This window comes from Anaerocolumna sp. MB42-C2, assembly GCF_030913705.1.
GTDB lineage: Bacteria > Bacillota > Clostridia > Lachnospirales > Lachnospiraceae > Anaerocolumna.
In genome coordinates this window covers 5,317,710-5,331,877 of record NZ_CP133190.1, presented here as the reverse complement: position 1 = coordinate 5,331,877, position 14,168 = coordinate 5,317,710, and the positions used below count along the sequence as shown (strand labels likewise).

13 protein-coding genes are annotated in these 14,168 nt (G+C 35.2%); 3 read left to right on the top strand and 10 right to left on the bottom strand.

Annotation, left to right across the window (positions count from 1 at the left end):
- Window positions 1-6 precede the first annotated feature (6 nt).
- The 3 genes from RBU59_RS23520 to RBU59_RS23510 are packed head-to-tail and all read right to left on the bottom strand — an operon-like array spanning window position 7 to window position 2,597.
- Complete coding sequence (locus RBU59_RS23520; RefSeq protein WP_308144908.1) at window positions 7-693, bottom strand: BglII/BstYI family type II restriction endonuclease; 687 nt, start codon at window positions 691-693, stop codon at window positions 7-9.
- 5 nt (window positions 694-698) lie between these two features.
- Window positions 699-2,132, bottom strand: coding sequence for a Sau3AI family type II restriction endonuclease (locus tag RBU59_RS23515; protein WP_308144907.1), 1,434 nt, complete (start codon window positions 2,130-2,132; stop codon window positions 699-701).
- An 18-nt stretch (window positions 2,133-2,150) separates the two neighbouring features.
- Window positions 2,151-2,597 carry a very short patch repair endonuclease gene (locus RBU59_RS23510; protein ID WP_308144906.1) on the bottom strand — a complete coding sequence of 149 codons (447 nt, stop codon included), beginning with the start codon at window positions 2,595-2,597 and terminating at the stop codon, window positions 2,151-2,153.
- A gap of 610 nt (window positions 2,598-3,207) precedes the next feature.
- Here RBU59_RS23510 and RBU59_RS23505 point away from each other — a divergent pair.
- The gene (locus RBU59_RS23505) at window positions 3,208-3,921 is read left to right on the top strand and encodes a helix-turn-helix domain-containing protein (RefSeq protein WP_308144905.1); all 714 of its coding nucleotides are present in this window, start codon (window positions 3,208-3,210) and stop codon (window positions 3,919-3,921) included.
- Window positions 3,899-5,284, top strand: coding sequence for an MATE family efflux transporter (locus RBU59_RS23500; protein ID WP_308144904.1), 1,386 nt, complete (start codon window positions 3,899-3,901; stop codon window positions 5,282-5,284). Before RBU59_RS23505 ends, RBU59_RS23500 begins: the two co-directional genes overlap by 23 nt.
- Before the next feature lie 231 nt (window positions 5,285-5,515).
- Here RBU59_RS23500 and RBU59_RS23495 read toward each other — a convergent pair whose 3' ends face one another.
- From RBU59_RS23495 to RBU59_RS23480, 4 genes are all read right to left on the bottom strand, one after another.
- The gene (locus RBU59_RS23495; RefSeq protein ID WP_308144903.1) at window positions 5,516-5,944 is read right to left on the bottom strand and encodes a DUF4362 domain-containing protein; all 429 of its coding nucleotides are present in this window, start codon (window positions 5,942-5,944) and stop codon (window positions 5,516-5,518) included.
- A gap of 163 nt (window positions 5,945-6,107) precedes the next feature.
- Complete coding sequence (locus tag RBU59_RS23490) at window positions 6,108-6,908, bottom strand: nucleotidyltransferase domain-containing protein (RefSeq protein WP_308144902.1); 801 nt, start codon at window positions 6,906-6,908, stop codon at window positions 6,108-6,110.
- 877 nt (window positions 6,909-7,785) lie between these two features.
- On the bottom strand, window positions 7,786-8,073 hold the full coding sequence (locus tag RBU59_RS23485) for a hypothetical protein (RefSeq protein WP_308144901.1): 288 nt from the start codon (window positions 8,071-8,073) through the stop codon (window positions 7,786-7,788).
- A gap of 433 nt (window positions 8,074-8,506) precedes the next feature.
- Window positions 8,507-10,105: a PHB depolymerase family esterase gene (locus RBU59_RS23480; protein WP_308144900.1), complete on the bottom strand. Its 1,599-nt coding sequence runs from the start codon at window positions 10,103-10,105 to the stop codon at window positions 8,507-8,509.
- Window positions 10,106-10,946: 841 nt separating this feature from the next.
- Between RBU59_RS23480 and RBU59_RS23475 the strand changes: the two genes are divergently transcribed.
- Entirely contained in the window at window positions 10,947-11,693 is a 747-nt protein-coding gene (locus RBU59_RS23475; RefSeq protein ID WP_308144899.1) for an SIMPL domain-containing protein, read from the top strand.
- 65 nt (window positions 11,694-11,758) lie between these two features.
- Here RBU59_RS23475 and RBU59_RS23470 read toward each other — a convergent pair whose 3' ends face one another.
- From RBU59_RS23470 to RBU59_RS23460, 3 genes are all read right to left on the bottom strand, one after another.
- Entirely contained in the window at window positions 11,759-12,181 is a 423-nt protein-coding gene (locus RBU59_RS23470; protein ID WP_308144898.1) for a GNAT family N-acetyltransferase, read from the bottom strand.
- Window positions 12,182-12,299: 118 nt separating this feature from the next.
- Entirely contained in the window at window positions 12,300-12,869 is a 570-nt protein-coding gene (locus RBU59_RS23465) for a TetR/AcrR family transcriptional regulator (protein WP_308144897.1), read from the bottom strand.
- The gene (locus tag RBU59_RS23460) at window positions 12,862-14,130 is read right to left on the bottom strand and encodes a glycosyltransferase (RefSeq protein ID WP_308144896.1); all 1,269 of its coding nucleotides are present in this window, start codon (window positions 14,128-14,130) and stop codon (window positions 12,862-12,864) included. Before RBU59_RS23460 ends, RBU59_RS23465 begins: the two co-directional genes overlap by 8 nt.
- Window positions 14,131-14,168 lie beyond the last annotated feature (38 nt).

Below are 14,168 nucleotides of genomic sequence, written 5' to 3'. Positions count from 1 at the left end.
CGTTTTTTATTCATTAGCTATTCTATTAATATACTCCTGAATCATTGCAAGATGTCTAGCATTATATTCTTTTCTCACATTCTTAGCAATTGCTATTTCTATTCCTTGATTTTTAATATTCCATTCATCAACCATATGCCCAATATCATCCATATCATATAGTCCAACTATAAGGATTGGCACAGTAATAGATAATTTTGCTGCAGGGATTTCTCTAAGCGCTTTTTCAAAATTTGCCACACCAGAATCTATTCTTGTAGACAAATGTTGAGATGGTAGTATTAATATACAAACATCTGTTAATCCATATGAATAAGACAATTGGAATTTAAAATAATTACGGTATGCACTCGCTATATTTCCAAATTCAACTTCAATCTGCAAAATAATGGGTCCACTATCTTCATTTCTTCTTTCAAATTTCTTTCTAAAATCAGAACGCAATACATCTTCATTGTCCTCTGGTGTCGCCAAAGGTTCATCTTCCCAACCTCTTTGCAGGAAAGCGACTTTAAAATATGTATTCATTACCTGTTGAATGACATCCTTCTTTGCCTGTTTTGAGGACTTTCCCTTAAAAACTGGAACCGGGCATTTTTTACAGATATCTATAATTTCCTTATATGCATCTAAATATTTGGGGTTCTGCAATATTTCTTCTGCATAACGATAAGAATATGTTTTTACAATCATAACTATTATTCCTCTTCTAAAAATTCATAGTTCAACTGGGACATAATATAATAATTATTCAACCAAAAGCATTGTTTGGGATAATGTCGTCCATCCGGCAATTCATACGTATCCTGTGCATTCAATGCATGTGGTCTGACATGGCAAACCCTATTATCTGATGCATGCGGAAAATTATTATAATTCTTTCCATTCTTTTGTGTAATTTGCAATCCTTCTTTAATTACTTGTACCGTTTTATTCCATACAGAATGTACTTCTACCTCTAAATCATTATATGGGATATTCCAAAATTGACACCCTTCTAATCGAAGAATATTATTTTCATCAAATTTATAAACTACAAACAAAAATCTTGTCTCGCTTAAATATGTACCAAATGTCGATGTTTCCCATTCTTCTTTAATCAGTTCTTTAAACATAAATGTAGGAAAGGACATACTCTCCTTAATTTTATTGTTGTTACCTATACGAATTGTTTTTACAACAATGTTTGCTTTTTCAAATTCTTCTGCTTTATTACCTTTAATCCCAAGAATTCTATATGCAAGCATAGCTTCCAAATTTTTCGGCTTTCTTTTAAAATCAATCTTAAATTTCTTACATAAATCTTCAGCACTACAATGTCTGTACGCATGTATTTTTTCAATTACATAGTCTTCAAACGATTTCTCAATATTACCTTTTACAATAGGTTCATATGTCGTCTTACCTGGTATAATATAATTATTCAAAACATATGTCATATATGAATTCTTAAATGCAAATGCTCTTGGCTTTGCCAATTCATCGCTACATGGCTGTTTTCGTCTATCCTTAGAAGATGCAGCTTTAGGTGCCGCACCTAGATATAAAGTATCTCCCTCTGAAAGTTCATGCGCCTTTCCAGCACATATTTTCTCAACAATCAATTCAAAATCATGTTTTATTATCTGTATATCTTCAACAGGTGGAGTAAACAATTTTACATAACCAATTTTGTAGTCTAGACGATTCATTATTTCTTGCTGATATAGATAATAGACTAATAGAATCAAATTAGCTTTTTTCCATAAATGGCTACTTTCAAATCTTTCTTCAATTACAGCAAAATAATCTATCATCGTAATAATCAAACGTTCTTTTGCAGATATGCTACCATTTTGATTGATTTTATAAGGTGTCACTTTTAATTCTACACCTGCTTTATCAAAATCTGGATTTGAATTATTATTTGTCTGGTAATGGAAAAATCTTTCTTCTACCAGTTCACCCAAGCCACCTTTTCTATTTTTATTTTCATGATCAACTTCATAATTTAAATTTGATCTGACTACCATAAATTCCATTATATCTTCTTCACAAATCTGATTAAATGTTTTTCCAATCAGTTTTTGTGCATATTTTTCAATACTAATAGGATTAGATTCATCATAATCTTTCCCATAAACAAAACTCATCAAATCACTTCCTCTATATCATAATTCATAATCTGAAATCATCAAATCAAAAACAGTTTCCTCAATCACCTTTACACACTCATCCGTACATTTAAGAATATCTTTCCCCCAGAAATGGATTACCGTCCAACCAGCGAACAATAATTTTTTGTCTATTTCATTATCACGATTCATATTATCTTGAATTTTATTTACCCAATATTGAGCATTATTACCTTTTTCTAGTTTTCGTCTCAACATTTCCCAATCTTTACCATGAAAAAACTCACTATCGCAAAAAATTGCTATCTTATACTTTGTCAAAACAATATCTGGGGATCCAGGTAATACTTTATAATTCTTCCTATATCGATATCCTTTTACCCACAAAGCCTTGCTAAGCGCTAATTCAATACTTGTACCCTTACCTTTGATATGACTCATTGTTTTCCGTCGCTGCTCTGTTACATTTTCGTATATTCTCATATTAAATCACCAAATCCATGTTAATTTTCTTAAAATAGAATTCTAGTACACCTATTCTATCATCCATATTATGCATCCCATACCCTCTAAAATGGTGCTTCGTGAATATTATAATCTTTAACAAGAATAACATAACTTCATTTGCTTTCTAGCAATAAAATCACATAATTTAAAATACTTATCGCAATTTTATCTCATTTTTATTATCTAGTAGTTGTTCCAGGGTTCTCTAACTTCATTTGATTACTAAAAGTCCTTAAACAAGCATAAAATCAATTTTACCATTTATTTTTACGTTTTTTAGCAACATAAATTCACCTATTTATTAAATCATGTTTAAGAATATTATAGCAAATATTTTTTAATTATACTACACAAAAAGATAATTGAATAAAGCATCTATATTTTTTATTTCATCTTTTATACCAACATTACCAATATACGCTTTAACATTAACTACTCCATATTATCATTCAGTGACATCAATACGATATTTATTTATTGTATTAATTTTAAAACGCTTAATTATAAAATGAGCTGGTAATAGCAACTATCCTTTGCTTGATTTGCTACTATTTCTAAGTTATTCTAAGTACCAGGAGGTGATTTAATGTTCGATATAAAGAGATTTGGTGCGTATATTTCGAGACTTCGCAAGAAAGCCGATATGACTCAATCTGAGCTTGCTGAACGGCTTAACCTGACTCGCCAGGCAATATCCAAATATGAGTGCGGAGATAGTTTCCCCGATATATCTATTTTAATTGAAATTGCAGACGTATTTGGTATCACTCTTGATGAACTTATTAGTTCCGGCCATCCGACACTAAAGGAAGCCGCCATTCTTGAATGTGCTGTGGAGGGGCAGGATATATACGATGATTTGGACAAGCAGTGCATATCTGATATTGTAAATATCGCACCGCTGCTAAAGCCAAGTTTACTCGATAAGATGGCGAAAGGTCTTGCAAAACACGGAATAGATATTTCAAGTATTGTTTCACTCGCGGAGTACATAAATGATGATACTGTTATTAAACTGTTGGAAAATGCAACCTATGACACAATCAATGAAACTTTACTTGAACGCTTAATCCCTTTTCTTGATGGTAATTCAATATCTATCATATTTCAGAAAATCCTTGAGGGTGAACTTGATTATAAATTAATCAGAATTATGCTTCCCCACGCAGAGTATATTTACCCTCAAGTTGAAGCTGCTGTTTTATTTGGCGGTCTTGATGAAAAAGCTCTTACAATTTTAAGAGATTATGAATCCGAAAATGATGGATTAAGACATTATGACAAAGGAAAAGAAAGGTAAAATTCAAATGGATGAAAAACGAATACAGTTATTAAGTAAATCGCCCGTCAGCAAGGCGATATTTACAATGTCTATTCCCATGGTTATGGGAATGATGATTCAATTGCTTTATAATCTTATAGACATATATTTTATTGGTAAGCTGGAAGATCAAAATCAACTGGCAGCTGCTAATATAACTACACCGCTGTTTATGATATTAATGGCTTTATCAGGAATTATAGGGACAGGTGCTTCTTCTTATATTTCCAGATGTATGGGAAAATCAGATTATAATAAGGCAAGCAAAGTCCTTTCATCAGGTATTACGATATGTATTAGTTTAGGTATATTGTGTTCTATCATCGGAAGTATCTTTATTTCTCCGATTGTCCATGCTTTAGGGGCAGTGGATGAGACTTATTCCTTTGCTTTAGATTACTCTCTGGTACTACTTCTGGGAGCAGCAATTATTATGGGCAATTTCGCTTTGGGACAGTTATTGCGAAGCGAAGGTTCTGCTCTTGTGTCCATGATGGGTATGCTTATTGGTACAATCGCTAATACGATTTTGGATCCGATTTTTATTTTCACCCTGCATATGGGAATTCAAGGTGCGGCAGTTGCAACTGTGCTTGGTAATGCATTTGGTCTAATTTATTACATAATATTTTATGTTCGTGATAAATCAATGATTAAATTCAAATTCAAAAATATCTCTTTTGAAAAAGACATTTGGAGAGAGATATTTTCAATTGGAATCCCCTCTTCAACCAGTCAGTTACTTATGGGTGTGGCTGTTATGTTATGTAATAATTTAGCTGTTTCATATGGTAATAATACTGTAGCCGGAATAGGTGTCGCATCCAAGATAATGACGATCGGAACCTATATATTTATGGGATTTGCCGCCGGATGTCAACCGTTACTGGGATATAATTTTGGTGCAAAAAACTATAACCGTGTACAGGAGATTATTAAAAAAGGGATGCTGATTACCAGTGTCATCGGCACAGTGTTAACTATACTTTTTGGTCTTTTTTCCAATCAGATTATTTCGTTTTTTACACCTCTGCCGGATGTTATTTCACAAGGTAGTTTTATACTTTTAGGACTTATGTGGTCACTTCCTGTATATGGTGCTCAAATGGTTGGTGCTGTGACCGTACAAGCTATGGGAAAAGGAAAAGCTTCCTTTTTGCTTTCTATTGCCAGACAAGGATTATTTTATATTCCAATTTTATTTGTGTTTAACAGTGCCTTTGGCCTCAGCGGGTTAATATTTGCACAGCCGTTAGCAGATTTGCTTGCACTGCTTCTAACCCTTGTAGTATTAACGACAATAATGAAAAAGAGCAGGTCGTTATCCTTTGAGATGAAATAATAAACTCTAATCATCCCTTAACCGTGAGGGGACGTCACCTTACGGTTTTCAATAACTCCTGCCTACAGCCATAATCTTCTATTCAACTTAAGTTCCGACAGTAACTTTGAATATTCAAAATGGTCATCCTCTCCCCTTATAGGTATTTTCGTGTTAAGATTACCCCCGGCGATATCCTGTAGTGTTTCTAGGTATGTCCTCAAAATACCGTATCTTCTGTTATCGTTTAATTCATTTAAAATTCCTGATTTGACAAATATAAGTCTTAGTACCTAGTTTTGAATTCAATAAATACATATCTTTATCATCACCAATACTTTCAAAATATATCTCTGAATATTCACCCGTTTTTTTCTTTTTATTGAATAAACTGTTAGGATAAAATGAATGCAATACAATAACATCATTATCGAAAGTTAAATCATTTACTTTAGGTACTCCCTCTTTCGAATATTCTGTAATCCGTATTTTGGAATTAACGTGATTATTAACATTAGTGATAAATTCATTGAAGCTTTCCATATTGATTTGTTCGGGATAAGTAATAAAATCACCATTAGCAGTGGCTTTTTCAATTGTATAAGAATTTGTAATTTTTAACATGACAAATATGATTATAACTATTAAAAACCCGATACAAGAACCGATAATTTTTTTCATTTTAACCTCATTAATCATACAAATTCTTTAAGTGTAAGTACTAATTATCCCCAAGCGATACCCCAAAATAAAATTAAGATGGTTGATTTAATACCAAAAACGCCTTCTGAATTTTGATTATCCGAAGATTTTTAATATACCACCATTAATATCCTAAATCGCATTATACTAATAGTCTTTTTTCTAACACATCTGCAAATTCCTGTATTATAGGTCCAAGCGTTTCTGACCAGTCTTGAACTTCTATTTTATCTTTATACATCATTGGATTTTCTCTTATCTTTATTACTTTTTTCATCACCTCTACATTAGGAACTAAGCCTTTCTCTAATGCCCAATAACCAGCATTTGTTTTAGAAATGATTTTTCTTTCAGATAAGGTATATAAGCATCTTGCAATATCTAACATCCATCCGATCGAATATAGATTTCTACCTGGCTTAACAGCATAGTTTCGAATTGTTCGATAATGATTTGCAACTGCTTGAACTATTTCATCATAGGATGGATATTGTATTTGATTTCTTATATTGTTTCCGTAAATTAGAATACCTGAGTCTTTTAACTGCATCGTTGAAAACACATCAAAGCAATAATTATCTGTAATTCTCTGCCCACTTGTTCCCCAATAAACAACCCGCTCTTGTTTTTTATTAAGAAATTCATTTATGCTTAAAATCCCGCCCTCAAATGACCTAAAGTAACGATTTTCCCTATATACTTCTAATAATGTCTGCCGTAGATTAACTAATTGTTCTGCCTGGTTTTCTGATAATGTTTTCTCAGTTAATATAAGTATATCAATATCACTCCATCCAAGTTTAAAATCATCGTAACAAATTGAACCAAATAAATAGACTGTAAAGTCATTTCCACTTAATATTGTTCTTACGTTATCAATTAGAATATCAATACTTTCTACCGGAGTCCATATTTTTCGGGAATTAGCCACTTCAGAGAGCATATCCACCGCTCCTTTATATATTTTCTCATTTCCATCTTTACAAACCACATCGAAATGTGGTATTCTTAGGTTAGAAAAGGAACAACCGCCCACAAGGTGTTTGACCGTTAAATGAGAAGCAAAGCCACCCAGTAACCGCCAAGTATACCAGGGTGGTTTTTGCTATGTATAGCTACTTACAAAACGTAAAAACAAATGTAAGCAATGCCAAAAGGAATATACCAAAAGTAAGTATATCCTTGAAATCAAAATGATTTTTCATAGGCATCACCCCCGTTCTGAAAAGAATGAGGGTCAACGCACCCTGCAACACGATTGTTCCATGATGTTATTCTATCATATTTCTGGATAGTTAACAACTCATAAAAGCCCCATGTTTGTGGGACAGCTATCGCTCTAATTCTTCCGGTTCCGACATTTCTGAAGTGCTTTCCAATGTGGCTGTATGATAGCTTTGTACTTCATTCAAAGTTACTTTACCGAATCTCTTACTTATCAGACAATTTTTCATTTCTATAATTACTTTTTTTTCCCTATAAAATGCCGTACCGTAACTACATACTCCAGGCGCAGTTCCCAGAAAACGGCTTGTATAAACATCCCTTGCCTATGCCATTCTGTATTAATCGGCGGCGAGATATCAAAAATCTTTTCCCAAAACTTTTTTTTCAGTATTTTTTGCTGAATTTGAGGAAGATTAACAAACCATTCACACTCAGACTCAAATTCCTCATCATTTGTACTATTATCGATATAGCTGTCATTAAGAACAAAATGCTACATTTCCTCATCACTTAGAAGTACCTGATCGTCCGGTATTTCTAATTCCATACAAACCTGATTCCCGGTATAGTTACGAAACTCCATCCGGCGCAGATCAGGTTTCAATTAATCCTTTTTCGATATTCTTCCAACGGTAAACTGGAATAGATATCTTATCTGCCGGGATAAATTCGTTATTCGGTGAAGGCAAATGATTTATATTCCCAATATACTTCAATTGTTTAATAGGGATTACCTTTTTGGAAGTAGATATCATTGTTAATAAGTATACTTTACCTCCCTCCCAATTAGCTGTTTGTATATATTTTAATTTGGATATTTCATCTTCTATTTGGGGGAGTTTCTCATCCTCTGTTATTTGAGCATATAGAATTGGGATCACATGTCCCGCCACCAAATAGTCTCATCAACTTTTCTTAAAATCAAATATCTTTTGTATAATCCATTTTCCTTTGCATAAACACTCTCTAATTGATAAGCGAAAGTATCTCCAATATTCCATTCACATTGATATAATCGATATTGTGATTGGGGAGGGGTTGCGGGGATTTTAGTTTGAATTCTAAGGCAATTACAGTTAAAATTAATGATAAATTATTTCTATTGCATAATAATTGAATATCCAAATAACAAGAAACAAGGGTTTCAAAGTTTATTCAAAACTTTAAAACCCCTGTTTTATCAAATAATCATTCTTTTCTTCTCTTGTAGTAAACCGTATCACTTTCTTTTCCTTATATTCTTCTAATAATTCTTAGATTTCTGGTTTGGTTTCTTCTTAGATTTTCTGGGTTTTTGCGATTCGCTCTTTAAACTCACCGGCTCTGATTAGCAAGCCACTGAAAGATAGTCTCGCCGCTCTCGTCCGCTACAATATTGTTATAAATATAATTCCATGCGTCGTGAGCACCATAATAATAGGTTCCGTCGAAAACGGGGCCCGCAGGATACAGCTTCATCTTGGCGTTAACTCCTGCCGCCAACAGGTTTCCGAGAGAGGTTGGAAGGTTGGTGGCTGCGGAGTCCGACGTGCTGCCAACAAGATACACAGGGAAACCCTTACTGGCGATTATCTGTGACTGTGCTGCATTTAAATTGCCTCCGGAACATAGAATCGCCGCGGCGAAATTAATTTTATTTTCGGTATTAGATGTTATCAGAGGAATTGTCATGCCGGTACCCATTGAAAGACCGCCAACATAAATCCGTTCTGTATCAATATAATTTTCAGCAACCACCGTATTGATCAGTTGCTCCATATCATTTAGCCGGTTGCCGCTCCATCCGGCCGTTGTTGATTGCGGAGCCAAGATATAGCAGCCGTCAAGGGCCTCCTGAAATTCCTCGCCAGCGAACGAAAGGGCTCTGTTGCCTATGAGATTGCCGCCCGGGTTAGCGCCATGATAGCGTTCTCCTGTGCCATGGAACCAGATAAGTATCGGCCTTTTATTGTCTGCGCCGGCATTATCAGGGGTATACAGCGCATACTTACCTCCACCAGGGGCATCCGAGATCTCAAACCGGTCGAATATGGGATCGTGCCTTGTTTCTCCCTGAACATAAGTCGCCTCGCCTATGCCGGGAATTACTGTGTTTTGTGTAATTGCAAGCTCTATGTTTGCAAAAGCAATGTATCCGCCTGCAGTGTACCACGCGGCACGGGTAGCAGGTACATCATAGCGGTTAGCGCTGCTGGCTCCGCTTGGCTCAGTTCTGGTCAGCCATTCTATGTCAATTTTGACATATTTCCCTTCCTCGACTCTGTTCCCATTAGCATCCGAAACATAGGCATCAACAATATTCCATCTGGCCCATCCATCTCCGAGAGCGTAACTCGCTTTTTCAGGATCCCATGCGTAGTTTCCAAAAGTCCCCTGAACACTACCGTCATATTCGGTTACCCTGGCTTTTGCAAAGAAAGTGTCTTTATCCACGGCGCCGGCTGTTAAAGTAACACCCATATCGATCAAAGCGCCGGAATAATAATATCCCGGGTTGCTCGCGGTTCTTAAAATGTCGAATGAAATCGGGCCATCGTTCAATGCGGGAACTATAATTGCAGTGTCAAGCTTTTGTCCGTTTATCTTTGTCAGTGTAAATACAACCGTCTGCTCCTCAGTTGTCTGCGCTATCTTGATTCCGAGTCTGCCTGCTTCTTGTTTGTTATTCTCTACTGTGTATGGCGTGGCGATGACCTCGCCCTTATTGCCAACCCAGTCCACATCGACTATATTATTGCCATTTCCGTGCCAACCGACATTAATTTCGCCCATATACCAGCCGTCTACCGCCTCAAAAGCTCCAGCCTCAAAAACATCCACGTTATTGCTGGCTGGTATGTCAAAGGCCATAGTTGGTACCTGAAAGTTTAATGCTATGACAATCGCAAAAACAATTGTTAAGATTTTTTTCATAGTGATTTCCTCCTTATTATTATTTGCCCCTTTTATTTTCTGAGGTCGGGGTCCCTCGTTTTTTGAATCGTTTCTAACGTGAAACGTGGTTAAGCACCTCAGGTGAGGTAACTTCCTTTATGCCATCGTCATAAAACACGTCCTCTGAGGTTACTTCATTTTTATGTTTGTTTTGCCGATCGAGTTCGGTGCGCAGTTTACACTGCCATCAATTATATCGATTTTGGCATATCATAGATATGTATATTATACGCAAATGGGATACTATTACAAATAGAATGTGAATACTGTATTACTCAGCTAAATCTACTGCCTGGATGCCTGAATCTATCTGTAACTGACAAGGCATCTCAAGCCGGTGTTTCTATCACTGCTGGTTTTATATTCGTGTCTTTTTCTATCTCCTTATTTGCGTTTATCGTTAGTGTTACCGCTTCCTTTTTGTCTGTTTCTTCGTAAATGCCGTATCTTGTGTTTTGCCACTGTTTCCACATCCATGTTAGTCATAGCCAAATGTGAAAACAAATTTTTACCCCCCTCCTGTGCTAAATTATAGAACAAATACATGGTATCATATCAGTTAATCAAAAGACATCAACTATTATGTCTATAATCTATAATTTTTTTACTTTTCTAGTTTTTTGAATGGCATGAAGAAGGTACCTCAACAATAAAAAAGTGTTAAAATGATTGTTACCTGCTGTTCTACTTGTAGCAGTATTTGGTAATATTTAAGTTTTTATTAATATTATTAATTTTATTTAATAAAACTTGAAGTATTTTAGGCAAGAGAGTAAGATAGGTGTATTAAAAGGATAGTATCATAGGAGGATACATAGTTATGAATGATAACAAACATAGGATGATAGGAAATATCATTGTTGCAGTGATTCTTATGGCGGGTATCGTAGCTGCATCGCTGATAGGAGTGAACGGACTCGTTAAGATTAAAAGTACCAGAACCAGTATAGAAGTTACCGGTTCAGCCAAGAAACAGATCACTTCGGATCTGATTGTATGGACGGGTTATTTCAATAAACAATCCCCTGTACTTAAGGATGCTTATACCCAACTGGAAACAGATCGGGAGAAAGTAAAAAAATATCTTGTGGGTAAAGGAATCAAAGAAGAGGATATTGTATTTTCAGCAATTAACACAATGGTTAATTATGTGTACGATGTTAATGGAATACAGACAAATGAGATCAATAATTATGATCTAAGCGAAACCATCACGATTCGTTCCTCTGAAATTGATAAAGTGACAGAGATTTCAAGAAGTGCTACTGAACTTCTGAATGACGGTGTACAGTTCCAATCCTATGATCCGCAATATCTCTATACCAAATTGGCTGATTTAAAGGTAACGATGCTTGCCGAAGCAACTAAAGATGCCAAGAAACGTGCACAGATGATTGCTGAAAACGCAGGAAGCAAGCTTGGTGGTTTAACAAAAGCCGATATGGGTGTTATGCAGATTACTCCGTTATATTCCAATGATATTGAAGATTCTGGAGTGAATGATACCTCATCGTTGGAGAAAGAGATCACGGCTGTCGTTCATTGTACCTTTGAAATTGGAGAATAATATATAACAGCTAAAAAGCAGGCCGTAAATTTTGGCCTGCTTTTTGCTGCATATATGAGTTCAGCTTATTTTGTCCAAGACATTACAAGTTCTGTTTCGCCGGTATTTTCATCCTGCTGCTCTACTGAGACTACAAAAGACTCCCTTAAATAAAATTTAACCGCACGGGTATTTTTTTTATAAACCTGCAAAGTTAATTCAGAATGGTTTGCCTTAATATAATCGAGTAACGCTTTCCCTAAACCCATGGATTGACAGCTCACCTCAATAAATATTCCTGCAATATAATTGCCTATTAAACCAACAAAGCCCTGAAGGATGTCGTTGGACTCATAAACATAAATGGTTGCATCGGGTAACATTTCTTTCACATTGTCATAATTTCCCATCCAGTAACTTTTGGGAATAAAATCATGTGCCTGTACATTCGTATCAAGCCATAAGTTCATAACCGATTCTAAATCGCTGATTTTAAATTCTCTTATCATATTTTATCCTTCCATGATTATTTCTTATCGCTATGTCATTTTATCATACAATCTCCGATTTTTCCTAAGGTCTTATGGATATGATCCAGATAACAGCCGTAGACAATTCCGTCAGCCTTTATCTTTCCAATCCGTTTTTTAGTACTTTGATTAAAAGTAACAGCTTTTCTTCCACTTTTGATATATCATCGGTATCATTAATTAATTCATTTATATTATTAAACACAAGCGATAAAAAGTTATCTACGAACTCCCTCGGAAACTCATCCCGAATCATAGACCTATTATATTTTGTTTGTGGGTTTAAATCAACGTTCTCTTTCTCGCTTTCCATTGCAATTTCCTTTAATACCCGATTATATATCTCTAAATTTTTCTCTTTGGCAAATCTTCTGCTCAGCTGATAATATTCTGGATTTTCTCTCGCAAATTTTATTCCTGCCATTACTTGATTATGAAGTTTAACAAAGATATCATCTTCATCAGCAAAAACCATAACTTCCATCTTTTTTCTCCATGCTTCTTCTAACAACACAATATATAATTCTTCTTTATTGTTAAAATAATGATAGAAGTTGCCCTTGCTGGTATTGGCCTCCTTTATGATCTTATTCACCGACGCGTTTTCATAATCATTACTGCTAAATTCTGTTAATGCTGCCGATAAGATAGCTTCTCTTTTATTCATTATGTTTGTACCATTCCCTATATTGCTGTTCTATATATCCCACTGCTTTTTCGTTCGCTTTTTCCTGATTTATAATGGCTGCAATTTTCTCTGATTGAAGAATGATATCCTTATTGTCCATTGCAATAAACCTGTTTACAAATTCTTTCTCCGAATCGCTTTCTTTCAGCGGTTTTAAGGAATATCCCAAATTATATAACCTCTTTGCCCAAAAGGGTTGATCTACATTAAAGGGCATAATCACCTGCGGCCTTCCGCTTCGCAATGCCGCAGCCATAGTCCCGACCCCTCCATGGTGTAAAATTCCTTTTGCCCGCTTAAATACCGCATCATGGGGCAGAAATTCTTTTATCATAAGGCTTTCGCTTGATGACATCTTGATTCCGCTATTTCCGGTAATAATTATTCCTCTGTTTCCGCTTTCCGATAAAGAAGCAACTACTTTTTTCATAAATGACTGTGAATCTTTCAGCGGCATAGATGAAAAAGTTACTATGATTGGTTGTTTTCCATACTTTAAAAATTCTTCTGTTTCTTCATCAAGGGTTCCCCCATCCTCTAACACAGGAAATCCGGATAAATACACTTTTTCTCTGAATTCTTTTATATCGGTAAACAAGCTGGGTGAAATCGGATATATGATAGGTAACGGATATCCATTTCTTTTTATCATATATTCACCGGACTTCCTTCTTCCCAAATGAAGTACTTTTTCCCTAAATTCGTTAATATCTTTAATATTATTACTTTCTGCTCCTGAATTGGTCAATTGATAGGTTAGTTTGTTTATTGTTCCGCCAAGATTTTTAGTTGATATAGCGAGGTTTGGGAATTCTGTAATCGGATAAATGATTGGTACCGGCGGCATCGATATACATAATATACCTAATTTCTCCGCAATATCAACAGCTCCGAATGCTTTCGGGTGATATATAATAACATCGTTTGTTTGACATGCTTCATAAAATTCTGTCATTGCTTTTCTATATAAGGGATTAATTACTTTTCTTGCATATTGCATCGCTTTTACAGGATGTTTCATCCCGTCTTCGAACACTTGCTTTCCTTCCGGAGTTTGTAATATGGCCAATAAATCCAAGCTGCATTCTGTAAATTCCAGACCATTTATTCTCACAAAGTTTTCAAATGATCTACCGGTACATATGGTGACCTTATGTCCGAACTCTTTCGCTGTTTTGCCAATTGCAACATAAGGCTGCACATCACCTCTTGTACCTAAACATAAAAATAGTATATTCATCTTTCCCTCCTTAGACCACATGGTCTATATACAGATTA